We start from the raw sequence: 25765 nt of genomic DNA on the forward strand, positions 1-25765 counted from the left end.
ACAAGCGGCGTCCGACCATGGTCGCCGTGCGGCGCAAACCCAACACCTTGACCAGCGCCACCTGCAGGTTCAGTTCCAGCCACTTGCGCCAGTGGTCGATGCGATAACTGGGCAGGCTGTTGATGGTGACCAACTGAATCACGGCCTCAGGCCGCTGCAGGGCCATTTCCAGAGCCACGGCACCGCCCATGGAGAATCCGGCAATGCGCGTCTGCCGCACGCCGATGGAATCCAGGAGCTGCCACAGTTCAGCGGCAAAACCGGCTATGGACACCGAGCCGCTGCCAACGGGGCTGCGGCCGCAACCGCGCAGATCCGGAACTATCACCCTGAATCGTTGCGCCAGCGGACCGATCTGAAAGGCCCAGTCGTCGCCACTGGAGCCCAGTCCGTGGATCAACAGCAGTGGCGGGCCCGAGCCGAAACAGCGCACATGCAGGGAGACCTGATGGCCAACACTCACTCTGCAATCACCAGCACCACCGATGGCCCGATCCGCGCCGCATGATGCTCGAGCGTATCGGTCTGGGCCGGCATCTCCGCCGAAGCAGCCGATGTACGCTGCAGCAACCGGTTCAGGAACGACACCTTGACCGCGTAGTTCACGTTCTGCGGCAGGTCACCGGTCCAGCGGTAAACCTGAGCTGCCGATAGCTTGGCCGTGACCAGGCCGACAACCTCGCCGTTGCGATTGAGCAAGGGCCCGCCGCTGTTGCCCGCTTGCACTGGTACCGAGATCTGATACAGCCGTGGATCATCGCGCATGCCAGTGGTGGAACTGACGATGCCCGTGGAGAGCTTGGCGTTGCTGCCCATGATATCTGTGTGCGGATAGCCGAGCGTAAACACTTCTGCACCCAGCCCGGCCTCGTCGGCTGCCAGGGGCAGACCAACAGGCAGAGCGCCGGACACCCGCAACAGGGCCACATCGTTGTCCTTGTCGGACTCACCCACGAAAGCGGTCACTTCGTGGCCGTCCGAGAACCGTACACGAATGCGATCCTTGCCATTGACGACATGGTAGTTGGTGGCAATCAATCCATGGGTTACCCACCCCGTGCCGGTGACTCGCCCTTCGGCTTGTCCGGTACTGCCCTGCTGTGCGCCGCCTGAGGGCGCCTTCTCTTCCGGAGCCGAGGCCAGCGACCTGCGTCCGAGCTTGCCGAAACTGCCGCCCAGACAGGCGTCCAATGCTCTTCCGGCAATGTCGGTATCGTAGTCACGACGTGAGGCGGAAAAGACGAAGTTCACCAGTTCGCGCAGGGCGATATCGTCCACATTCAGGCCCTCCCGCTTCTCGTACTGACGCATCGCATCACTGGCAGCGCTGGCCGACATGCCGGAACGGTTGTATCCCGCCAATCGATAGGCCAGCGAATGGATGGCCGCGCAGTATTTGCGGCGCTCCTCGCTGATTTCGCGCGTAGCCACCACGCGCTGCTCCGACTCGGTACCTTCCGGAGGCGGAGACTGCGTGTACTGAACGTTGCCGTTGGCATCGGTCCATTTGTAGAACTTCTGCGCCTGCACGGAAGTCGACGCCAGCGCTATCAGAATCAGGCACGACAGCACCCACAACAATCGATTGGTCGGCAAGCCCATGCAAAGTTCCGAAAACACGAGTGAACGGGTGATCATAGTGTGAAGGAATGGAACAAGGACACCACCGTTCGTCCTGAAAGTATCCCGGCCGGCGCTGGCGGCACGCCGCCCGGCAGCCATCGGCACTTGAGAGGGGCCAGACGTGTTTGGGCGCTTCTTCACCACGGCGCAAAGAGCTCTTGCAGGTCCAGACTTTTCCGGACGCTCATTCATCATGACAAGAAGAGCGTCCGGAAAAGTCTGGACCTACAAGAGCCTGCCTCAGCGGTGCACCGGCGCGCGCCCCGTCAAGGCGGCGGGGTGTTCTCCGCCGCACTCGCTGCAACCGCCGGCACAAAGGCCAGCCCCAACTCGACCACGACCGGCGGGCGGTCCCGCACCGCCGCCAGGTCTGAGGCGAACTCGCCCTCACCACGGGGATAGCCCTTGGGCAAGTCCACTCCTTCGGCCAGTGGCGGTGGCGCCAGCCTGACCGCCAACTGGCCTGGCGGCAGCAGCAGGCGCGACAGCGTACCGTCGACCCAATTGCTGACATAGCCACCGTAATCCCAGTCGAAACCGAGGAAGCGGAAGGGCCCGCCATTCATCCGTTCCAGTTCCAGGCTGGTGTTGCCCGGGCGCAGTCCCAGGGGGCCACGCCAGATCGATTCGGCATCACGGATGTAGATCGCGCTGATCGTGCTCTCCGGGTTGCCATCAAGAAAATAGACATAGGCGCGGCGGGCCGGATCCTGAGGATGGATCACCGCACCAGGCTCGGTTTGGCCTTCACCGAGCGGAACCTCGGCGGCGCTCACCTGGTCCTCGCCGAAACGCGCGCGCAGATCGGTCATGCGCATATCGGGCCGAAAGCCGTTGCCGCCGACGGCAAGCTGGTACAGGTCTTCAGCCGGAATGGCCGGTTTCGCGGGCGAGGGTTCAGGCACAGGAGCAGCCACAGGCGCCTGTTCTTCACTGCAGGCCAGCAGCAGCAACAGAGACATGGACAGTATCAGCAGGCGCATTTGACGAGTGCTCCTTGACGTTGGCAGGCCCGGATCAGGGCACGAGCGCGCGATTCGGCCACAGATCTTGTCGCGATGAGTGTACTTGAGTGCTTGATGTTGGCGTCATTGCAAGCCCCCTGTGTCGGCCCGACACTGCCCACGGGCCATGAACCCTCGGCGTCATTGCGAGCGTAGCGAAGCAATCCAGGGATGTGCGGCGCTACCCTGGATTGCTTCGTCGCTGCGCTCCTCGCAATGACGCATCAACAACTTACGATATGGTTTCATGGAGAGCCGCGCATGAAGGGTGTCGGCAAGACACTGCGCACCGGCCATGAACGGCGGCAGGGGGAGCGGCTTTGAGGAGGGACGCGCGCCTGCGCGGCCGCTCTTGATCTCCCGGTACACAAGCAAAGCGGCGCCGCAGGCGCGGCGCCCTCCACAAAGGTCTTGGTTGGATGGTGAAGAAGCCTCCAGACAAGTCTGGACCTACAAGAGCCCTCGCCCAGCTTTGCGCAGGGACGCGCGCCTGCGCGGCCGCTTTTGATCTTCTGGCGCACGCAAAGCAGCGCCCTCCAGAGCCGGAACAACGAGCACCCTGTGCCAGAGTCCCATTCATTGCTCGCCCGACGAAAAGCCAACGACGATCAACGCAGCTCACCACCCAGCGCCTGCCGATGGTGTCGCAGATGGTCGGCGACGAAGCTCTGGATGAAGTAGTAGCCGTGATCGTAGCCGACATGCCGACGCAGAGTCAGCGCCTGGCCGGCTTGGGCACAAGCTGCCTCAAAGCGCTCGGGCTGTAGCTGGCTGGACAGGAATTTGTCGGACAGGCCCTGGTCGATCAGGATTTCCCCGGCGAACGGAGCCTGAGCGATCAAGGCGCAGGCATCGTGCCGCAACCAGGCCTGTCGGTTCTCGCCCAGATAACGCGGCAGCGCCTTCTGGCCCCAGGGCACCTCGGTCGGCGCCACGATGGGCGCGAAGGCGGAAACGCTGCGGAAGCGCTGCGGATGCTTCAATGCCAGCGTCAGCGCTCCGTGGCCACCCATGGAATGCCCGAAAATGCCGCAGCGCGCCAGATCGGCGTTGAATTCCGCCGCGATGAGCTGCGGCAATTCCTGGCTGACATAGCTGTCCATACGAAAGCGCGCGGACCACGGGGCTTCGGTGGCATCCAGACAAAAACCCGCGCCCTCGCCGAATTCCCAATCGCCGGTTGCGCCGTCAAAACCGGTGTCACGTGGACTGGTATCGGGTGCCACCAGCATCAGTCCCAGTTCGGCCGCCACCCGCTGCGCGCCGGCCTTGATCGCGAAGGTCTCCTCATTGCAGGTCAAACCGGCGAGGTAAAACAGCACCGGCACGGCGCCCGGTGCCGATTGCGGCGGTCGATACACCGAAAAGCGCATTGGCCCGGCACAGCTGGCCGAATCGTGCTGATAAAAGCCCTGCACGCCGCCAAAGCAGGCGTGCTCGCTGAGCACCTGGATGGCCATCAGTAAATGACGACGCTGCGGATCGATTCACCCCGATGCATCAGATCAAAGCCCTCGTTGATCTGATCCAGCGGCAGGGTGTGAGTGATCAGGCTGTCGATATCGATACGGCCATCCATGTACCAATCGACGATCTTCGGTACATCCGTGCGACCACGGGCGCCGCCGAAGGCACTGCCACGCCAGTTGCGGCCGGTCACCAGTTGGAAAGGACGCGTCGAGATCTCCTTGCCGGAGTCAGCCACGCCGATGATGACGGACGTGCCCCAGCCCTTGTGGCAGCACTCCAGCGCCTGTCGCATGAGCGTGGTGTTGCCCACGCACTCGAAACTGTAGTCGGCGCCGCCCTTGGTCAGGCCGACCAGGTAACTGACCAAATCACCCTCGACTTCCTTCGGATTCACGAAATCGGTCATGCCGAATTTCTCTGCCAGTGCTCGCTTGGCCGGATTGATGTCCACACCGACAATCTGGCTGGCGCCCACCATGCGCGCGCCCTGGATCACGTTCAGCCCAATGCCGCCGAGGCCGAAAACCACCACCCGCGAACCGGCTTCCACCTTGGCCGTGTAGATCACCGCGCCGATGCCAGTGGTGACCCCACAGCCGATGTAGCAGACCTTGTCGAAGGGCGCGTCCTCGCGGATCTTGGCTACCGCGATCTCCGGCAGCACGATGTAGTTGGCGAAAGTCGACGTGCCCATGTAGTGATACAGCGGCTTGCCATCCAGCGAGAAACGGCTGCTGCCATCCGGCATCAAGCCCTGCCCCTGCGTGCTGCGGATGGCCTGACACAGATTGGTCTTGGGGTTGAGGCAGTACTCGCATTCACGACATTCCGGCGTGTACAGCGGAATGACGTGATCGCCCTTGCGTACGCTCTTGACCCCAGCACCGACATCGACAATGACGCCGGCGCCTTCATGGCCGAGGATCGACGGAAACAGCCCTTCCGCATCGGCACCCGACAGCGTGTAGGCATCGGTATGGCAGATACCGGTGGCCTTGATCTCGACCAGCACCTCGCCAGCGCGTGGGCCTTCAAGATCGACCATTTCGATGCTCAGCGGCGCACCCGCCTTGTGGGCTACAGCAGCACGGACTTTCATGTTCGACTCCGATCAGCAGAAGCCGGCAAGTTTAGCCAAGGGCTCGTCGCCGTGCTGCATTGACGACCGCCTGTGGGAGCGGATTCATCCGCGATCAACACTGCTCGGGCCTACCGCAGCCCTTTTCGCGGGCAGAGCCCGCTCCCACAGTTCAGAGCCAGGGCTCTTGACCGACAACCAGCAACCAGCAACCAAGAACCATCAAGCCGCTGCCGCCGATTCGTTGTCCAGATCGGCCAGACGATAGCCGGCGCTGTGGATGGTGTGCAGCAGGGTCTTCTGGAAAGGCTTGTCGATGACCTTGCGCAGGTTGTACAGGTGCGATCGCAGAGTATCGCTGTCAGGCAGCATGTCACCCCAGACTTCACGTTCGATATCGCGGCGCGACACCACCCGCGGCGATTCGCGCATCAGGATGGTCAGCAGCTTCAGGCCGATCGGCGACACCTGCATGTCCTTGCCACCCCGCGTCAGGCGCAACGTGGCCGTGTCCAGCACCAGATCACCGACCCGCAGCACTTCCTGGCTCACCTGACGACGATCGCGGCGAATCAAGGCCCGCACCCGCGCCTCCAGTTCCTTCACCTCAAAAGGCTTGACCAGATAGTCATCGGCGCCGGCATCCAGACCGGTGACCTTGTCCTCCAGCGTATCGCGCGCCGTGAGCATCAGCACCGGCGTCGACTTCTTGGCTTCCTGGCGCAGCTTGCGGCAGACATCCAGACCGTCCATTCCCGGCAGCATCAGATCCAGCACCACCACGTCGTAGCTGTTGCTGACCGCCAGATGCAACCCGGTCACGCCGTCGGCGGCGTAGTCCACCGAGTAGCCCCGACGCTCCAGAAACTCACCGACCATCTCCGAAATGCCGCGATTGTCTTCCACCAGCAGCACCAGACCCGATTGCTCATCTCGCTTGTTCATGATCATCTCCTGGCCCGGGATAGGGCGTTTTCACGTTTGTGAAGATACGCCCGTGAAGATCGTGAAGGCGTGAAGGCCGATTGACTCCCTGCTAAGGGGCAAAAGCGCATCAGCAGTGTTTCTTGGTCTGATCGTGTACCTTGGCGTCGTCAACATGGTCATACCATTTTCAGGAACAGACCCTTGCCCCCTGAGCACGTCGTCAGCCCAACCGCGGAAATTGTGCGCGCCTACCTATGTTTCTCATAGCCGCAGCTCTCGAATCGGAAAATTCCGGAGTAGATGCCCGCAGATGGCAGGTTCTGGTCGATCGCACGCGCAAGCGATCGACGTTTGACGGGATGATGTTCAGCTCGAGCCGGTGTCGGCTCTTCATTGTGCCAACCAGACTCTTCGACCGAGAGATACTCCAGGGGTGGCGCGCTGCAGCGATGCGATCCTGGGACTTCTTCCAGATGACCTTGGGCAGCCTACCCAAACTGCGGTTTGGCGCTGGGCTCATCGATGTAGCCAAGACGGAGTGTACGTTCAACGACACGGTGCTTGCGTCTGACGGCGAGCGCACGCTGATGTATCGTGGGGTTACGTCGTCTGACCGGTTGTGCTATGCGCTCACACCCGACGGACTGTACATCGCTTCTAGCGAGCAGCCGCTCCTTGAGGCACTCGGCTCCGACTCCGCCGCTACAAGCTTCAACAACGACTATCTGGCCTGCTACCTGGCGGCCCTGCCGCCGCCGCCTGATGCCACCATCCACGCCGCGATTGGTCAAGTCACCACCGGCAATCGCCTGCTGGTTCGACACCATCACCTCACCCGGCTCGCACCGGTCAGCCCCAGACCTCGCTCCGGCGCCCATCGCATCGGCGATCTCGAAGCACTTGCCACGCTGAGACAGCTGATTGACCAATCCGTCGCAACCAAAGCTCGCAACGGATATCGCCTGGGTCTGTCACTGAGCGGCGGTCTGGATTCGTCTGCCTTGGCGGCTAGTTACGCCCGCTTGAAGGCGCCCGACAGCCCTGAGGCCGTTGCCTGCAGCTACAGCTTCCCCAGCCATGCAATTGCCGATGAGGCAGCCAGATCACGCGCACTGGCCGAGCATTTCAACATGCCCCATCACCTGTTCGATGCAGAGCCGCACTTGCCGCTGCGCGGGACGGCATTCGAAGGGAGCCCTGACCGTCCCGATGCCTCGCCGTATCGCGCCATCCGTTTGGCTCAACTCGAGCTGCTGCGCGCCGAAGGCGTTGACTTGTGCCTTGACGGCAGTTTTGGGGACGACGCATTTCGCTTCGATGACCGCCGCGTACTTGTGGACCTGATCAAGAGCAGACGTCTCGATCTACTCGCCAACTACCTGCCGCCTGGGAAACGTGACGCCGCGCGCTTCATCGCGCGGCAGGCGAAGGGTCTGGCAGGACTGATCAGAGGCAGCCGCGGTCCTTCGCGAACCCGCTGGCTCAGCCGTGTCTGGCGTCAGCAGGTGCTACAGATCTGGGAGGAACAGATCCGGCACTGGAAGCATTTTCCCTCACCGCAACTTGCCCTGAGTTGTTTTGGCCCGTTGGCAGCGACGGCTGGAGCCAACGATGCACACCACAACGCAAGCACCGGGGTGGACTTTGCGTTTCCTTTTTTTGACGCGGAGCTCCTCAGTTTCTTGTTGAGCTTGCCGAACCACTGCAGCTATCGCCATGGGCAGTGGAAGTGGGCCCTGCGTGAATCGCAACGCGGATTGCTGCCGGACTGGTGCCGCTTGCATCCAAAAAGCGCTGACTTGACTCCAGTATTCTTGGCCAATGTTGTAGCCAGACGCTCTCAGTGGGAGCACCATGACCGGCACGCCACCCTGCTTTTTTCCGATTTTCTGGCAGACGACCTGACCGAATCCACCATAGAGCAGATGCCCCGTGACCGGCTTCTCGGTCTATGGCAGCGAATTCAGTTGCACCGCTGGTTGATCTCAAGGGACGTCCGCCAAGTAGCGGACGCCCTATGACTGATCAGCGGATGGGCAGCGACGGGTCACCCATCAGCAGGGTTGCTTCGTTGACATCTCTCATGTCGGGATTGCTGATTCCGTTGCCGCGCAAACCGGCTTTCCAGACGTCTCCGAGCCGCGAACCGAGACCAAGCTCAGGGAGCATGTAAGCGGCAAGAGTCGTGGAGGAACCGGTTTCACCAAGCGCGCTGGCACCGATCAACGCAACCGCACCGCTGCCGCTGTTGAGCAAACCATGGGCCAGTGTGTCGTACTGCGGCAGTACGAAGTAGTTGGCCCAACAGCCCCATTGTGTAGCGATAAACGATGTGTTCGGATTCGCAAAAAGGCCAGCGCGTACCTGTGCGGCGGTCAGGAACGATGAAAAGGTCCACTGGTACGGACTGGCGTGGCCATAGAAGTTCACCCAGCTCAGGCCGGCGTTGATCGATTGCACCAGCGCAGTTCGCGCCGCAGCGTTGCCGTTGGCATCGTCGGGATAGTCGTCGAGATCCAGCAACGATCGCTGGGCACCGAAACTGACGCCTTCGGTCATGATGCGGGATTGATCGGCGAAATCGTATCCGCCAGTGATTCGGTCAGACACGGCAACGGAGGCACTGGACGCTGGACCGCCAACGGACCACTGCAGCGTCTTGGCCACGAGGGCTTGAAGCTCTGCTGACGTGCGCACCGGGAATCGTCCTACCGCAATATCGGGCAAGCCATCATCATCGAGATCTGCAAAAGGCACATCTGTCGGGGCATGCCGGATGAGCGGATGGGTAACCCGGTAGAAGGTTGGGACAAAGCTGCGGCTACCCAGTTGCAACACATCGTCGTAATCGTAGCTGTCACCACCGACCAAGAGCACATAGGCAAGCCGACCGCCTTTCGCAGCTTCGCGGATGTAGCGTTGCAATGCATCAGCAGAAAGTCGCGATGCCGACTCATGACTCAGTATCTGCTCGGTAGTCACGACGGCCACCTGCAGGCCCTCGGAGCGACGAACGTCGACCAGGGAAGCCACATCCGCAACGAATGATGGGTGGGAAATCACCAGCATATCCGCGTCGCGAGGCGGCTCCAGCGGCGCAGGCGCCAACGCCACGCTGGTTATGGGCAAGGGTGCGTAACCACGATAATCTCCGGCACCCGGTAGCGCCAGAATCTGGTCCGCGCCGTCCGCGCGACCACCGAGCACCTCTTCGATGACGACGCCTCCCGCCAGCCGGAACACGCGCAATCCGTTCGCGGCCAATCCGGCCACGCGCACCGTAGCGCAGTCTGCGCAGATACGCTGCTCGGCAGGGGCGAATCCATCATCAAACAGCGTGTCGGACAATTCGACGGACTGACCTTCGTCTGCTGGCAAGGACGATTGCCAGACACCCGCGACTGACTGAGCGACACCCGTGTAGCGGATAGCCAGCGATTCGACATTGATCCTATCGGTCAAGTGCGCCGTAGGGGTCAGTGTCAACGTTACCGTGTTGCTCCCCGCCTGCAGAACACCCGCCGGAATCGAGAACTCATCGACATTCGGATTGATGCCGTCGAAACTTGCCGTCCCAATTAGAGTGCCGTTCACACTGGCGCTGTAAGCGTGATCAGCGCCAGCTTCGGCATAATCCAGCCCGCCCCAGCTTGAAACCTTCAGCACGGCAGCCTCGGACCCAGGCGCAGCTAGGAGATTCAAAGTCTCACTGATGCTGCTCATGTTGTTATTGGAGCGAGTAAGCTTCCGCAGAAACCATGGATCTGGCAGAGGTGATGCGGACGCATACTCGCGATTCGCATCGAGCACGACCGTATGCACCTGTTGGTTGGCGGAGACGGCGCCCGGCCTGAGTGTGGACTTCTTCCAGGAAACTGCTCGGGATGCATCGCGCATTACATAGATATTCATCGACGAGCCATAGTAAGGCTGCTTATTGACATGCGCGAAGAACTCAATGTACTCGCCAGGACCGAAAATCGGCGCACTGACCTCCCGGGCGAGTGCCTGCCCATCAACCGACAACGCCAACTCCGCAGCGGGCACTCCCGAAAAATCCAGCCCTTCAGACAGCAATGCTTCGTAGCTGATTCTGTAGAGCCCATCCTGCGTAATGCGCGCCAACGCCATGCTGGCGCCGCCTTGAGGCGCGCGCTGCCCAGATCGGAATGCGGCCTGTTCAGCATCAACGGCATCCCAATCGATTGCCGCCCGTTGCAATCGCGCACCATGCGTGTGCCCGAGCGCGAACGGCCCGAACTCCTCCATCTTGTTGCCCACTTCATATTGCCGGATATAAAAGCTACCGCTGGCCGGAGGACTCGCAGTCAAGGAGTAGATTGTCGGCTCGTGTTCACCCTCAGCTCGCGCAGGTATTCGAGCTGACAACGCGTCGCGGCTCCTGGAATCCACCAGTTCGAACCAAAGACTGCCGAACTCGGAAACCGTCTCGAACTCGATTTGAGCCTGCGAACCCAGGCGTTCCGCCTTCACATAAGATAAAGTGACAGGCACGCTGTTGTAGTTGGTTCCGGTAGTGATGGAAATGCCGCACAAGGGCCCGAAAGTAAAGGGAACACCGGTCTCGTCCAGCATCTGCGCAGTGGTGCCGGTGGTTAGACTGGCCTGTTCAGTAAGCAAGCGCGTGCCGGCTGTGAGCGGCTGGACACGCACTTCGTAATAGGCGCTGCAGCTCTGACCAGCGGCCAATGTGCCTGGATTCCAGGACACTGTGCCCACCGCGTCATTTGCCGGTTGCGCAACAACCGCACCGCAGGAAGAAACAAAGCTGGAACCGACGTAGCCATAATCAACCTGCGAGGCCACATCAGCCGGCACTACCGCCGTGACCAGATTCGAGGCATTGAAAACAATGGGATAGGGCGTTGGATTATTGATATCAATACCAATACGGTAGATGGTATCGACGTTCACCGTGGGTACATTCGGCCCACTGACAACGCCGATTAGCCCTTGGCGGACCGTCGGCTTGACCGGGCGACCACCACTATTGGTTGGAAAATAATATCTGAAGCTACCGGCCTCCGGCTGCGTGTTGGCGATCGCCTTCGTGATGTAACTGGGACTCAACCAGGTTGTCACATGATTTGCGCCGCCGACCACAGAAAACTCGGCAGTCCACAATCCGTACTCGTCAGCCTGCGTGTTGTTGGCCGACGGCAAAGCAATTACGCTGTTGGCCCACTGTGCATTTACCGACAATGGCGGCGTACCGTTCAAGACGCTGACCGAGTTGCGCACCGGAGATGTATGCCGGATTGTGACCTCACTCCCGTTATCCGAGTCGAAGTCGTAGGTGCGGAGTCCGCAACCGGCTGTCACATAGGGATAGAAGGCATTATTGTTGTTCGCCAAGGTATACAGCCGACGCCCGGCCACATCCTGATTTCCCCAGTGAATGAAACTCCTCGCATATACGTTCAAATCACGATTGGTGACCGAATCGAGTGCACGAACGCCTATCGAGGAAATTTGCCCGGCAGTGCCGTTCGGTGTCATCCGAATCTGCCAATGCCCCGGCGCGGGATTGGACAGGGTTATTAATCGACACCAGTTATTGTCAGCAGTGGCGGGCCCGCCGGATGCCTGGCAGTTGACGGAAACGGCTCCTGTAGTCTGAATGCCGGTGCCGGTATCGACCCCACGGTCAAAACGCGTCGCCACCGGATTGTTGCTGGGGTCGAGCAAGGCGTAATCGTAACGCCCCGTGTTGGCGTCCAGCCCAACACCGGTAACTACGGCACCAACATCTGCGTCAAACAACTCAATGGCCATCTCTCCCGTGCCTACCGGAACTTCCACAAAAAAAAGGTGAGACTTGTTACCCGCCGGCGTTGCAGCGAAGTCGCCGGTACAGGTAACAGGATCACCTTGGTTGCAGGCGTTACCGCTGGAGCGCATCACCAGAACCGGCGCGTTGGCAGCAGTCGCATTGAACGGAAAGCCACCAGCTTCAGCGGCGGATGCAGCGAACAGCAACGCCAACATGGCGCTGGATGTTATTGATTCAAAACAATTCATTTTAAATCTCTCGCAGGCAAGATCTCGCCATTATTGGAATCAGCCACAACAAACCTCAGCCTCTGGGCCATTCACGCGTTGTGGAAGTGCCGCTGTCACCCACTCCAGAACTGCCACCCAGGGTAAGGAAGCGAAGGTCACCCAGTACTTGCAATAGCGGCGTCTCGTAATCGACTTTCTGCTGGTCATTTCGTTCTTTTTGGTCATTAACCATGCACTGCTCCACAAGACACCAACCGATGGGGCCGGCCGAATTCCAAGGACAGTAACCGGAGGCATCGGGTCTCAGCCACCGTTATATGTAATTTTTCTTGCCGAAGCGCTGATCGATGCCGAGATCGGAGCACGCGTGTCGCGACGGAGAAATGCCTGACAGCGAAGCGCTGAAGATGGCGCTGCGGACGGTTGAGCTCCGAGACGACACCGCCAGTACTTGGTCATCAACGCGCTCATCACCAAGACTGAACGTACTCAACCCAAGGCGGAAGAACCGGGAGCATCGGGAGGCTGTATTCCAGTCGCCATGCATGCGCGCACGCTGCCCGAGAGGATCGTGATAGAGCGTGATCCGCCGGTCGCGCTTGTCTTCAATGCGAATCGCGGCACAGGGGGGAACCGTCGAATAGCCCTGCGGGTGCATCCAGGTAGGTGGAAGCCGTTGAATAGGCGCGATCGACGGCGAGGAAGCCTGGCTCTTGAGGGTCAAGCGCCTCGTAAAGCGGACGCGCTGCCAAAGCCCTGGTTCGCACAGCGAACAAACGCCAACCCAGACCTGCAAGGACCTCGCCGCGGAAACGAGTCCGAACCGCCGCGCGTCGCTCCATGGCGTGCCAGACCGAGGCATCCGGCGCACTTTCCAATCAGCTAAGCATGAACAACGCCGCCGCCAAGTGCAATCAAGTATCCAAACGATCAACCCAGCTTTCGTCCAACGGCACCAGCAACAGAGGTTCGGTTGAAGGCCGAGAAGCTCAAAACGGCCGCCCGACGCGTCAGAGAGCCTGGAAGCGGCAGAAACAAGCGGACATCTTGTCAGCAGGTCGCATCTGCTGGACGGACACACTACCCACCAAAATGAGCATTCCCGGCATTGCTGACGCTGACGTTGTCCCCGCTCGTTCTCGACCAGAAGGCCCAACGCTGAGCGCAGTGCCGTGCGTCCTGCGCACCCTGAACTCTTACTGGAATCGAGTATTTGTGCTCGAACTCTCGACAACGCCACGGGAACGGCCTAGCGTCAGTTCCCTCACATCACCCAAGCAATACAGCAAAGGCCGTTCATACGGTGCTTTGAGCTCATCGCTTGAGACGTCAGCAACGCCGTCGGACTGCATCATTTGCTTTTCCCAGTCGCTATCAGCCAGCATCATAGTCTGCGGCGCACAAGCAACGCAATCGAATCGCGGCGTTGCCACTCAACGGAACCCTCAGATGGCATGACATCGCAGCATCCTCTTGCAAGAGCTAATTTTGCACGGTCGGTCCATGCTTCGCACTCTCCACCGACAGCACGATCTGCGACTCTCACGGCATCGTGACGATGTTGGCGACTCAAGGCTGGGCATGCCTTTGCCAAACCCCCATCATGACAAGCTGCCAGAACAGCCAGTCTTCTACTGCTTCCCGTGTGGCCAACAGGGAATCGACATATTTCTTGTCCAAATACGTCTTCCAGAGCGCCTGACCGTCATCGATGAGTTGCCTGAGACCGGCGCGACCATGCACCTCTTCCGTCGCTTGAAGGAATGGCAACAGCCCGCCTTGTTTTGGGCGCTCAGACCACCGTTCTGGCAGTATTCCGGCAACCGCTCGTCGGGCCACCCACTTGTCAGATAGCCCACGCCGGTTCTGATAGGCAGGCAACGACAGTGCGAACTGCAACAAGGGCCAGTTTCTGTACGGGTGGCGTGAGTGGATGCCAAATTGATCGCGAAAGTGACCTTCATAAGCGCCGTCGAGAGCGGCTGCTGAACCAAAGTTGTAGGCTGCCCGATCAGGATGAGGCCAATCGGCGAATCGTCGCAGGTCATTAGCAATGCGATCCCACACCCATTCTCGCCAACTTGGCGCCAGCCATTCGAACCCTCGTCGTCCTGTATTCCGCCGCAACATCAGCTTGGCCAGATAGCGCCAACCTTGGTCGTGCCAAAGAGCGCCAATGCCTCCCTGTCGCCAGTGGCCAGCAATCATGTCCGTGATCAGTTGCCAACGACGATTGCGCAGTGCATCGCGCAGCCAAGCTTCCGGCCCGGGATTCCAAAAATCAGCGAAATGTCCAGTCAAGAAAACGTCTACCCCCAAGTCGCGAAAACGGCGATAGACGGCGGCATTCAGGGCAAGATACGGATTGACATAGGGGTGACCGGGGTCTGCATCCATGCCGAGCAGGTCAAGCGTAGGCGGATAGTCCGCCGTGTCCAAGCCCTCGTAGCGCAAGCCGATTCGACTGCATAGTTCACGCGCAAGGCCACGCTCGTCCACACTTCCGCGGTAGGTCGTTCCATAGTTCAGGGCGACGGTACTCGACGTTTGCCGGGACTTGGGGAGCAGAACCGCTATCGACGACGAGTCCAGTCCCGCACTGAGGCAGACACCTAGTTCGGATACTCCATCGCAACTACGCGCCACTGAGCCCTCAAGGAGATCGCGAAATCGGTTCCCGGCCGGCTCATCCCGCATTGCATATGCAATCGGGTCAGGGTCAAAGGCCACGGACCTGACCTGAACGCGGCTGCCATCCACGACAGCCACGGAGCCAGGATCAACCGCAGCAATCTGCCTGTACAAGGTGTGGCCCGGCACTGCATTGACGCCAGCAAGGTGAGCGCACAAGTATTCTTCGTCAAGCTCGGCGCCTATCTTCGGGTGCCCCAGAAGGATGCTCTCCTTGGATGCCACCAACAAGGCGCCTGAAACTCTTGCCCAGACCAAGGGTCTTTGCCCCAGTCGGTCACGCGACATCGTCGCCCGCATCTGCCTCAGGTCAATCACTACCTGTGCACAAGGATCATTCAGTGATGTTTCGAGCGCGCCAAGCTCAAGTGGCCGCTCGCTATCACTCAGCAGAATTCTGCCGTCCTCAAGCTGAATCAGCGGTTCCGGCTCCGATGCACGCACTTTGATGGCATAGGCGCGCAAGCATGGCAACCGTAGCTCGTACCCCCAAGAGTCTGGGGACAGCGGCGCACGCAAACGCGAACGCTGGACCAGCCTGCGCCACATGTTCTCATCAATTGGCTGCCCATCGAAGACGAACCAGGCGACCACGTACGCCATTTATCGCTTCCAGGTTCGATCGGAACAGCAGGGCCCCTTACCGTCCGCCGCCCCCGAACAAGAGTCGGGGGCGCACTGCCCCCGACTTCGCTGAAACGACCGGTTCAATTGGCTGGCGTCAACCGCGATGTGGGATCGCCGAACAGTGACATTCCCAGAACCACATCCTTCCGCTCCGGCGCGGTCAACCAAACCGTACGCTTCGCATTTACCAGCGCATCGCCCAATCGGATGCCGGGAACTGCCAGCTCCGCAATCAGAGCATTCGCAATCGCGCGATCGCTGCCCGAATCAGTCAACGAACTGGAAGCGATCATGGCACGCGCGCCACGATCAGGGGTCAACAACCAAGCGTGATTCATGGTGGTGTACGTGGGCTCGACGAAGTAGCCACCCCAACAGCCGAACTCAGTGACCAGTGGCGCCTTCCCCGCATTGTTGAGTAGACCCTCAAGTTGCGAGCCTTGCAACAACAACTCTCTCGACCAAGTCCCCGGGGATGCATGCCCGAAGAAACTGACCCAGTTGCGACCCTGATTGACCATGGTCATGAGGTCCGTGCGCGCCGCGAGTGTGCCTGGTTGAGTCGCGGGATAGCTGTCCAGAAACACGCGGTCTGCTCCAGGCTGCCAGGCATTGCCCAAGCCGGCGATCAGCTCATTCGAATTGACGGTGTAATCAATGCCCTCTGCCTGATTGGCGCGCTCAGCAGCAAACACCAAGCTGTAGGGATTGACCGGCAAAGGCTGAAGGGTCTTGGCGATAAGGCTCGCGAGTTCGGCATCAGTTCGGGCGGGCAGGCGCCCCACAGCCACCTCGGGCTGACCGTCACCGTCCACATCACCGAACTCACTGTCGATAGGCGCATAGCTCACGAATTCGTGGGTTCGCCGGTAAAGCGTCGGGACATCACTGACGCTGCCCAAACCCAGGTAGTTGAAGTAATCATAGGTGTCGCCACCCACCAGGAGCACGTAGCGCGTACCCAACTGCACATAGGCGTCGGCTACAAAGCGTTTGATCGCGCTCGCCTCGACAATACCGTTGCTGTAGTACTCGTAAATCTGTTCCACATCAACCACTCGAACACTCAGTCCTTCGGCCTCGCGAGCCGAGACAAGAGCGCCAACCTGGCCAGCAAATCGCGGGCTGCTGATCAACATCAACTCAGCGTTGCCACCCACAAGCGGGGAAGCCAAGCCCAGTGCGGGGCGAACTGCGGGGTGGAAAGCAGCGCTGCGTTGGGCAAAAACCATCTTGCCCCCAAATGGAACCGCATCTTCGCCCTGGCCGAAGGCCAGCGGTCGCACGCGAAGACTCCATTGGCCGTTCGCCTGCAGGAACAAGCCATCGGTGAGTTCTACTGGACCGGCGTCGGTCAACTGCAGCGCGACCACGTCATTGGAATCGAAACCGCCGACGAGCAACTGGTTGCATCCGGCACCGCACGCTGGTGCAGGCGCCGGCGACAACTCGAAATCATTTGCAAAAACGCCTTCTTCCATAGCAACCACGTCGCTACCTTTGACCGAAACTCGGCCTGAGGTGGCCTCCAATCGCGACAGATAACTGATGCGGATGCCATTCACATAGGTCCGGTCGATGGATTGACCCGTCGCGAGCAGTTCCAACCGTACCGTGTTGTTGCCCGCCTGCAAGCTGCCCTGAGGAATCGGGAAGCGCCCCTCATGCACTGAAATACCGTCGAAGGTGCCCTCACCCAACGGTGCCCCGTTGAAGAGCACTCGGTAGCGGTGATCCGGATCAAGTTCCGGGTAACTGGAGCCACCCCAAAGATCCACGATCACTTCGGCGTAGGCTGACGAATCTGCCGCCGGCGCAGCCAGCGTCCATTGCTTTCCGGTGGTAGCACCGCTACGAACGACCTCATCGTAATACCAAGGATCATCGGATGGTGACGTAGGATCGTAGTACCTGTTCTGGTCCAAAGTGACGACCCGCCGGTGCCAACTCGCCGCAAGGCCTGCCTCTGGCGCGCCGGACACAGCATTCCAAGGAGCAGCACCTGATGCGATTTCAAGGCGATAAGGGCGCGATTTTGTATACAAGCTGCCAGATACTGCGTCTCCGTAGAACTCCAGGATGGAATTGCTTGCAATCGCGCCACCCCCAAGCACTCGCACCGGAACAACCACACCAGCCCGACTCAGGCGCAAATCGTCAACGGGTCGACCAACGACGTTCAAGCCAGCGGTAACCAGATCGGACACATTGATGTGTTGAAGCCCGGAATCATTGACGAGAATGTCTGCTCCGGCACCGAGACCCCGCGATGCGCCGCGCTCAATGCGCGCCTGACGATCTGCAGCAGCATGCAGAGACCGTTCCGTGGCAACCTCATCCCAAGGAACTTGAAGCATCTGTGGCCGCCCACCCGAAGCCACTCCCACTTGATATGGGCCGAAGCGCTCAGTCTTGCCACTCGCAGACAATTCCTCGACATAAATCGCGCCGTCGGAATTCGAAAGGAAAACTTCACGGTAATCCTGCGGTACGGTGGTGCTCAGGCGCGCACTGGGGGTGAGTTCAGCACCAAGCGCAACCATACGGCCGTCTCTAGCCTGCAGAATGCGATAGCCCATGGTGCCGGCTTCCGTGGCCGACGACCATTCCACTGCCAGACGATTCGCATCAATTCGCTTGGCCTCCACGAACGCAAGCGTCACCGGTAGCGTGCCGGCAGTAATTGCCTGGTCCTCGATCTCACCATTGGACAATGCCCCGCCTGGGCTCGGCGGAGATGCATTGTTGAAATAGGTCGCATCCGTGGTGATGCGGAAACGGGCTAGCGAGGCACCGGTTGTCGGAGCAGCAAAGCCAGACCAAACGAGCACATAGGTCTGGGTGCCCGAACTGGCAAGGATGTTCCCGGTATTCCAGGTTCCATCTGCCGCGATACCGCTGCCACCGCCAAAGTTCGCCGAGGACCGCTCGCCCGGATCGTTAAAATCACCATCGGCATTGAAGTCTATGAAACCGACCAACTGGGCCGGATTAGTGGTGTTGTTGGTTGCCGATACCTGCACGCAGTAGTCACCCGGAGCGGTCACAAAGGACCCGCAGGTCATAGTCAACGGCGCGGCTTCATAGGGAAGAAAGACGATCCCGCCCTCGTCGGCACCGTCACCCGTCGCTGCCGCCGAAGGGCCACCACCCGGTTCTCCTGCCGCGGCTTCACCGTCGGGCGGCGTTGCGCCGATGTAGAGCCGCGTCCGATCGCGGAGTGAATGCGATGCGGCTGCGGTTCCGTAGGACAGCGGGCCGTCGCCGAAGTCATAAGCACAAAATTGCGGATCTCCGAGTCCGATAACTTGCTGGTTGGATTCAGTTGCGGGTTCGTCCCCGGCTGCGTAGCCCAGGGTGAAAGAGCTTACGACCCCATTGAAGCGAATACGGACGTTTCCGGCGCTTGATGTACCATCAATATTGACGCCATCAGCCTCCACCCAATCGCCCACCCGCGAAAGAGTTGCGGTTCCAGAAACGAATGTGCTCAGGTAGGGCACCACGGCACCGGACTCATCAAAGCCCCGAATTTGGATATAGTCTTCCCAAGCTCCCGAATTGAAGTCTGTATCGAGAAACTGTACGTCTAGGCCAGCCACCGGCGGATTCACAGACCATCTTACGCTTTCAACGGCATTCTCCGTGTCATCGGCGGCGGTCCCGACGCCCCGCAGATTCATGATGAGCGCGTAGTAACCAGTATCAGCACCGTTTACGGTGCTCTGTCGCCTGAAACTGTTCACGGCGTCAACAGGCGCTTCGACAGATTGCACTTGCGTGAATACTACGCCACCGGTGGTAATAGTCGTACCGTCGGGAAGCGAGGCCGGAGTAGTAGACGCTACTGACGCTGGCACGGTAGTCACGGTGCCCCAGTCAAAAGTGTTAGTTGACCCGCACAAACCCGATATTGAGGTCGTAGCATTGTCTCTCAACGTGAGACGAGCACGCACATAGGTTCCGGCGATGGTGGCAGTATCATCGCAAATACGGAGCGTCCAATTCCCATTTACGTTTCCGGCGACGGGATATAGTGTTGAGCTGAGGTTAGTGAAGTTCACGAGACGACGGTAAAAAACCGTACCGCTGGCCACAGTCGCGGGGTCATTATCGCCGTCGTTCAACGGTGCAGTCGTATCGTGCGGATCGCCAAACGTGACATTGTAGTTATCATTACCATCGGTCGCGACGCCGTCTGCCAAAACTACCGTATTCCCATTCGGCGCCTGAAGTCGAATTTGTACGTGATCTCGATTAGCGTGATTGATCACCACGCCCAAGGCGATGGTGCCTGCGGCGCCCACATTGAAACTGTCCGGCACATTGATTGTCCGCACAATGCTATTTGTGTTTGGACCACCAGGACAGTTGTTGTTATTGGTGGTAATAGCCACCCCGGGCACATCCTCATAGGTATAAATGACCTGAGCCGACAAGCCGCCCGAAAGTGTCACCAACATCAGGCCAGCGAAAATTCTCTGAACCATGCGCCGGGACTTGTCCAACATCCGCGGCGCGTAAAGTTCAGCAACATTACGCGCAGATTGAAACATGACGAGGTGACTCCTGAGGGGGGCGCATCTTTGCAGGCTCGCAGCACTACCGCAGCAGTGTAGCGATTTTTTCTCTCTGCAGGAACATCCGCCAGCGCTCCTCCAGACAGGCAAGTACGCAGGTATGCGAGCCAAGAGGCATGAGCGGCAGGCACCATGCGCAGTTCCTAGCCCTAGCCACGCGTCAACGACTGGTAGCCGCGGCGCGGCAGGCGCCTTCCGTCCGAAACCGGGGACGGACCTTCAAAGCCACGGATCCCTCGGGGCGGCGGGCGGCCGAAGTATGCGCCCAAATCCACGGTCGCGCTTGAGACTCGTTTCTTCATTCGGAAACCATGCCCTCTCAGTCCGGCAAGACCAACCGCGCCGTTGGATCCCCAAAGAGCGACATGCCCAGAATGACGTCGCGCATTTCCGGCGCGGCGGTCCAGACGGCGCGCTTGGCATTGACCAGCGCATCGCCCAGGCGCACGCCCGGCTGGGCCAGTTCTGCTACCAGAGCATCGGCGATGGCGCGGTCGCTGCTGGATTCGGTGAGTGAACTGGAGGCGATCATCGCCCTCGCTCCACGGCCCGGGGTAAGCAACCAGGCGTGGTTCATGGTGGTGTAGCTGGGCTCGACGAAATATCCACCCCAGCAGCCAAACTCGGTCACCAGCGGCGCCCTGCCGGCATTCGCGAGAAGCCCGTCCAATTGTGAGCCTTGCAGCAAGACTTCGCGCGACCAGGTGGCCGGCGAAGCATGGCCATAGAAGCTCACCCAATTGGCGCCCTGATTGATGTGACTGAGCAGATCACCGCGCGCTGCCGCGGTGCCCATGGAAGTCTGGGCGTACTGATCCAGGTAAACACGGGCAGCGCTGGCCTGCCATGATGAACCAAGGGCAGCGATCAGGCGGTCTGAATCCGCGGCGTAGTTGATGCCCTCGGCCTGATTCTCGCGCTCTGCGGCAAATACCAGCGTATAGGGGTTCGCCGGCAGCGGCTGCAGCACTTTTTCGATCATGCTTTCGAGTTCGGCTGCGGTACGTGCCGGCAATCTGCCCACGGCCAGCTCTGGATTGCCATCGCCGTCGATATCGCCATAGGCGCTGTCGACCGGGGCAAAGCTGACAAATTCATGGGTGCGCTGATAGATCGTCGGCACATCGCTGACGCTGCCCAGACCCAACTGGTCAAAATAGTCGTAGCTATCGCCACCAACCAGCAGCAGGTAGCGGGTTGAAAGCTGGCGATAGGCATCGGCCACGAATGATTTTATTGCTGCAGGATCAACCACGCCGGCGCTGTAGTGCTCGTAGATCTGCGCGACCTCTACCACGCGGACGCGCAGACCTTCGGCTCGGCGAGCTGTCACCAGCGGGTCAGTCAACGCGGCAAACCTCGCGCTGCTGACAATCAGCAGATCGGCCTGGCCACCGAGCATCGGGTGCTCAAGTGCCAGCGCCGGCCGAACCTGAGGAATATGAGCGCCAGCCCGTTCAGCCAATACCACGGTGCCAGCCAGTTCGGCGGCACCATCGCCGCCACCGAGGTACAGGGGCCTCAGTTTGACGGTCCATTGGCCCTTCCGTTCCGTCCAGCCCAGATTGGTCAGCTCCACCGGACCTACGTCTGTGAGCTGCAAGGCGAGCACGTCATTGCTGGAAAAACCGGCCGCCTCGATCTGTTCACAACCACTACCGCATGCAGGTCGCAGACTGGGACTCTCTTCAAAGGCTGATCCGAAGATGCCATCGGGCACTCGCACTGCCTCGCTCAAGGCAAGCTGCAACTCCCCATTTTCGGCGATCAGGTGTGCCTGATGGACGATGGAGATCGCATCTACGTAGATGCGATCAATCTGCCCACCGGTGGGCAATAACTCGATCTTGATGGCGTTGCTGCCGGGTTGCAGCAGACCCGCCGGAACGCTGAACTCAGGCTGGTGCGACTGAATGCCGTCGAAGCTGCCTTCCGCGAGCGGCAGGCCATTGAGGAATATGCGGTAACGATGATCGTTTGCGAGATCGGGATAACTGGAACCTCCCCAGAGCGAAAGTCTGAGCCGAGCCGATTGATCGACGACGGGATCGTTGATCGTCAGATTCCACTGGCGCGTCGCGCTGGCGCCGGTGCGCGTAATTTCGTCGTAGTACCACGGGTCGCCGTTGGGAGACGTCGGGTCGTAGTAGCGATCGGCATCCAGTGTCACCACCCGTCGACCTTCGCGCATGGACAGGCCGGCCAGCGGTGCAGCCGGCACAGTGCGCCACTCGGCACCGCCGGCAGCAAGCTCCAGGCGATAGGGTCGAGTCTTGTTGTAAAGACTGCCGGTGACGGCGAAACCATAGAACTCGAGATAGCTGTCGGCGCTGAGGATCTGATCATTGGATGCACGCACAGGCACGGCTTGATCACCCTGGCTGAGCCGCAGTGCGCTAGCGGGTTGACCGACGACATCCAGACCTTGTGCGCTGAGTTCAGCCACTGAGACTCGTTGCAAACCAGAATTCGTGACCAGAATTTCAACGGCATGGCCCTGACCGCGCTGCGATGCGCGCTGTCGGCGAGCACTGGAATCGATGGCAGCGTAAGCCTCAAGTTCTGCCCTTGACTGTGCCCAAGGTGCTTCGAGCAGTTCCTGACGCGCCCCCGAACTGCCGCCTACGCTGTAGGGACCAAAACGCTCCGTCTTGCCGTTTGCAGCCACTTCTTCCAGATAGACAGGCGCATCCGAGCTTGATCTGAGCGTTACCTGGTAATCACTCGGACGGGTCGAGGACAGCCGCTCACTGGGCGTCAGGGACTCATCCAGCGCGGTAAAGCCGCTTCCCCTCTGCTGGAGTATTCGATAGCCCATGGTGCCGCTTTCGGTGGCCGTAGACCATTCCACACGCAGATGTTGCGCATCTACGCGACTGACATCGACGTAGGACAGCGTGACCGGCAATGTGCCCGCTGCCAGCACATGGTCCTCGATTTCACCGTTGCTGACGGCCGCTGTAGGGGACGGCGGCAAGGCGTTGTTGAAAAAGCTGGGGTCGGTGGTAATCCGGAACCGCGCAACGGTCTGATCGGTAGTGGGTGCGGCAAAACCGCTCCAAACCAGCACTACGGAAGTCGCCTGAGGCGCACGCTGGAATTCCGTGCCGGGCCCGATGTTTCCGGTGTCCCAGGTGCCGTCGCTGGCCCCCGCAAAACCTGATCCTCCCAGATCGGGTAGAGAGCGCTCTCCCGGATCATCGAAATCGCCATCGATATTGAAATCGATGAACCCGACCAATTGAGCGGAAGTGGTAAGCGCATTGGTCACTTCGATGCTCTGGCAATAGTCGCCAGGTGCCGTCGTGTAGCCACCACAGGTCATGCTCAGCGGGGCAGCTTCGTACGGAAGGAAAGTCAAACTCGCCTCATCTACACCATCGCCGGTTGCTGCGGCACTCATGCCACCGCCGGGTTCGCCAGCTGCAGTTTCGCCATCTGGCGGGACGCTGCCAATGTACAACTGGGCTCGATTTCCAAGACCATGACTCGCGGTGGTGGTTCCGTACGATGACGGCCCATCGCCATAATCGAATCCGCAGAAATTGAAGTCCGTCAGTGCTACAAACTGACCCACTGATTCGGCGTTGGGTTCATTACCCTGGGCATAAATGGTGCTCAGAGAGCTTACCGGCGACTCGAAGCGATACCTGACATTGCCGTTGTTGACATCGAAATTGACGCCAATATCAGATTCTGCCCAGTCACCCGCCAACGCCGTATCCGCAGTGTCAACCAGACTGATCTGGTAGGGGACCGGGTTGCCGTCGGGCCCGATCGCCTCCACCCGGGTGTAGTCCTCATATCCGCCACTCCAGTCGACATCACCCAGTTCGAAGTTCAAGCCCACCACGGGCGTGGAGAATTCGAACGTAGTGCGCTCAGCTGACAATTCGGTGTCGCCGGTCGTATCCATGCGGTAGCTGTAGTAGCCGAGATGGCCGCCCTGAGTGCCGGTCGAAACAAAATAACTGCTGAGACTGTCACCCGGTGGCTCACCGCTGTTACTGGTTTCCGTGATGGTAATGCCAGCCACGGTGGCAGAAACAAAGGGATCGCCATCGGTGCCGGACCCCCAGTCGTAGCTGGATTGGCTACCGCAAACGCCTGTGTCGGCAGTGGCTGTCGCATCGATCAGCACCAGTCGTGAGCGAATGATGGAACCCGTTTCCCCTGCCGCGCCATCGCAAACCCGTAGTCTCCAGATCCCATTGGCTGGGCCAGAGTAGAGAGTGCTGAGATCAGCTGCGGCCACCAGGCGACGATAGTGAACGCTACCACCGGCAACACTCGTGGGATCCGCATCGCTGTCGTCTATGGGATTGCCCTCGTCCACGTTGGTGGAATACATCACGTTGAGGTTGGCCGAAGCTCCACCGGAACCCGTGTTCTGTAGCACCAGAGTTGCGCCATCGGGCGCCTGCAAGATCAGCCTCAGGTCCGATCGACGCGGATGGGTGATTTCAACTCCTATGCTGATTGTTGCCGGGGCACCGACATTGAAGGTGTCGGCGACAACAAACTCGTGCGTCACTGGGGTCGGACAGCCGTTGTCAGGAATCCCAGTGACACTGGAGTTCTCGTAAGTGTGGATGACGCCGCCGGTCGCTGTTGCCGGGGTGACCAGCAGCGTGAAATTTTGGGTGGCGTTGGGCGGGGTGCCATTTGCCGCGGTGAAAACCAGAGGATAGACACCGGCGGTGCCTGCTGCCGGGACCCCTGTCAAGAGTCCCGTCGCTGGCGTGAAGGTCACACCGGCGGGCAATGTGCCGGTCATTGACAAAATGGGCGTGGGGGTACCGGTTGCCACCACAGTAAACGCGCCCAATTCGACTTCTGCGAAGCTGGTCGCGTCAGCGCTGGTGATTGCAGGTGGACCCGGCGGAGGCGGTGGTGTGGTCAGCGTCAGGGAGGCTGCCGAGACCGAGCCGGCATCACCACCCCAACCGTCGCGAAATCTCAAAGTCCACGTGCCGTTGATCTCTGCAGACGTCAGACTCGCGAATGCTGAGGTAAAATTGGTCACGGCTCCTGAACCAGAGCCTCCGGCAGCCGACGTCCGATAGGCTTGCGGAGTAATCGTGCAATTGTTCCCGCAGCTGGATGTGGCCGCAGTCCACAGATTGTTGGCTGCCGAATCGGAAAATTCATAAGTGCCAATGAGATTGGAGCTGTCCCCTCCGGAAGCTGAGCTTGTCGCACCAACCCGACTGAAGATCACAAAACTCGTGATGCCATCAGGTGACGTGAGCACGACATCCAAATCACCGATATAAGTGTGGCTCAAGGAGATCGACAGGGAAATGTTCGTGAGCGATCCAGTAACTCCGGAGACCGGGAAGCTCACATCTCTAGGACTGCCGTATGCGGCTGGTCCCGCGCCGCCGTCCGGTATTGGGCCAACGCCGGATCCTGCAAAAGTCTGCGCCGCAGCCGACTGAACCAATCCCATGGCGAGAAGCATTAGGCTGAGCAACACGGCACACCACCACATCGCCTTGCCATTCCGCCTGGGATTGGGACATCGAGCGCCTGTTGACTTGAATTTCAAACCTTTGGCCAAGTGGGAAGGTTCCGAGCGCCTGGTGTCAGCGGAAACGAGGTGTTGTTTGCCAATCATCAAAAGCCCTCTTTCATGCCCAAGGTTCATCGACTGCAAGGTTCCATCAGCAACACCCGGCGAGCACTAGCCTGATGATCGCTACGTGCGTTCGGCCTGAAGCAATTTGCTTGAGCGCAGA

12 protein-coding genes are annotated in these 25765 nt (G+C 59.9%); 1 reads left to right on the forward strand and 11 read right to left on the reverse strand.

Going from position 1 to position 25765, the window contains the following annotated elements; translation table 11 throughout:
* The 6 genes from H7A19_18715 to H7A19_18740 form a co-directional block, all read right to left on the reverse strand.
* The coding region (locus H7A19_18715) for an alpha/beta fold hydrolase (GenBank protein MCP5476866.1) at positions 1 to 463 on the reverse strand (463 nt) is incomplete at its 3' end.
* Positions 460 to 1602, reverse strand: a complete 1143-nt coding sequence (locus tag H7A19_18720; protein ID MCP5476867.1) for a trypsin-like peptidase domain-containing protein — start codon at positions 1600 to 1602, stop codon at positions 460 to 462. The genes H7A19_18720 and H7A19_18715, both read right to left, overlap by 4 nt.
* A gap of 287 nt (positions 1603 to 1889) precedes the next feature.
* A complete protein-coding gene (locus tag H7A19_18725) occupies positions 1890 to 2606 on the reverse strand; it encodes a hypothetical protein (protein ID MCP5476868.1) in 717 nt (238 codons plus the stop codon).
* Between the two features lie 629 nt (positions 2607 to 3235).
* Positions 3236 to 4087, reverse strand: coding sequence for an S-formylglutathione hydrolase (fghA, locus tag H7A19_18730; protein MCP5476869.1), 852 nt, complete (start codon positions 4085 to 4087; stop codon positions 3236 to 3238).
* Entirely contained in the window at positions 4087 to 5196 is a 1110-nt protein-coding gene (locus tag H7A19_18735; protein ID MCP5476870.1) for an S-(hydroxymethyl)glutathione dehydrogenase/class III alcohol dehydrogenase, read from the reverse strand. Before H7A19_18735 ends, fghA begins: the two co-directional genes overlap by 1 nt.
* A gap of 201 nt (positions 5197 to 5397) precedes the next feature.
* Complete coding sequence (locus H7A19_18740) at positions 5398 to 6120, reverse strand: response regulator transcription factor (GenBank protein MCP5476871.1); 723 nt, start codon at positions 6118 to 6120, stop codon at positions 5398 to 5400.
* Positions 6121 to 6575: 455 nt separating this feature from the next.
* Between H7A19_18740 and H7A19_18745 the strand changes: the two genes are divergently transcribed.
* Positions 6576 to 8123: an asparagine synthase gene (locus tag H7A19_18745; GenBank protein MCP5476872.1), complete on the forward strand. Its 1548-nt coding sequence runs from the start codon at positions 6576 to 6578 to the stop codon at positions 8121 to 8123.
* Positions 8124 to 8127: 4 nt separating this feature from the next.
* On the opposite strand, the gene H7A19_18750 is transcribed toward H7A19_18745, so the two are convergent.
* From H7A19_18750 to H7A19_18770, 5 genes are all read right to left on the reverse strand, one after another.
* Positions 8128 to 12111: a hypothetical protein gene (locus H7A19_18750; protein MCP5476873.1), complete on the reverse strand. Its 3984-nt coding sequence runs from the start codon at positions 12109 to 12111 to the stop codon at positions 8128 to 8130.
* Between the two features lie 328 nt (positions 12112 to 12439).
* Positions 12440 to 12850, reverse strand: a complete 411-nt coding sequence (locus H7A19_18755; protein MCP5476874.1) for a hypothetical protein — start codon at positions 12848 to 12850, stop codon at positions 12440 to 12442.
* Between the two features lie 845 nt (positions 12851 to 13695).
* Entirely contained in the window at positions 13696 to 15282 is a 1587-nt protein-coding gene (locus H7A19_18760; GenBank protein ID MCP5476875.1) for an asparagine synthase, read from the reverse strand.
* A 242-nt stretch (positions 15283 to 15524) separates the two neighbouring features.
* On the reverse strand, positions 15525 to 20000 hold the full coding sequence (locus H7A19_18765) for a proprotein convertase P-domain-containing protein (GenBank protein MCP5476876.1): 4476 nt from the start codon (positions 19998 to 20000) through the stop codon (positions 15525 to 15527).
* 343 nt (positions 20001 to 20343) lie between these two features.
* Entirely contained in the window at positions 20344 to 25311 is a 4968-nt protein-coding gene (locus tag H7A19_18770; GenBank protein MCP5476877.1) for a proprotein convertase P-domain-containing protein, read from the reverse strand.
* Between the last annotated feature and the right edge of the window lie 454 nt (positions 25312 to 25765).

The organism is Rhodanobacteraceae bacterium, from assembly GCA_024234055.1.
Classification (GTDB): Bacteria; Pseudomonadota; Gammaproteobacteria; order Xanthomonadales; family SZUA-5; genus JADKFD01.

What these genes read in the sequence shown, in the direction of transcription:
- H7A19_18720 (MCP5476867.1), bottom strand. Translation starts at nt 1,602, where the DNA reads ATGGGCTTGCCGACCAATCGATTGTTGTGGGTGCTGTCGTGCCTGATT.
- H7A19_18725 (MCP5476868.1), bottom strand. Translation starts at nt 2,606, where the DNA reads ATGCGCCTGCTGATACTGTCCATGTCTCTGTTGCTGCTGCTGGCCTGC.
- fghA (MCP5476869.1), bottom strand. Translation starts at nt 4,087, where the DNA reads ATGGCCATCCAGGTGCTCAGCGAGCACGCCTGCTTTGGCGGCGTGCAG.
- H7A19_18735 (MCP5476870.1), bottom strand. Translation starts at nt 5,196, where the DNA reads ATGAAAGTCCGTGCTGCTGTAGCCCACAAGGCGGGTGCGCCGCTGAGC.
- H7A19_18740 (MCP5476871.1), bottom strand. Translation starts at nt 6,120, where the DNA reads ATGAACAAGCGAGATGAGCAATCGGGTCTGGTGCTGCTGGTGGAAGAC.
- H7A19_18745 (MCP5476872.1), top strand. Translation starts at nt 6,576, where the DNA reads ATGACCTTGGGCAGCCTACCCAAACTGCGGTTTGGCGCTGGGCTCATC.
- H7A19_18750 (MCP5476873.1), bottom strand. Translation starts at nt 12,111, where the DNA reads ATGTTGGCGTTGCTGTTCGCTGCATCCGCCGCTGAAGCTGGTGGCTTT.
- H7A19_18765 (MCP5476876.1), bottom strand. Translation starts at nt 20,000, where the DNA reads ATGTTTCAATCTGCGCGTAATGTTGCTGAACTTTACGCGCCGCGGATG.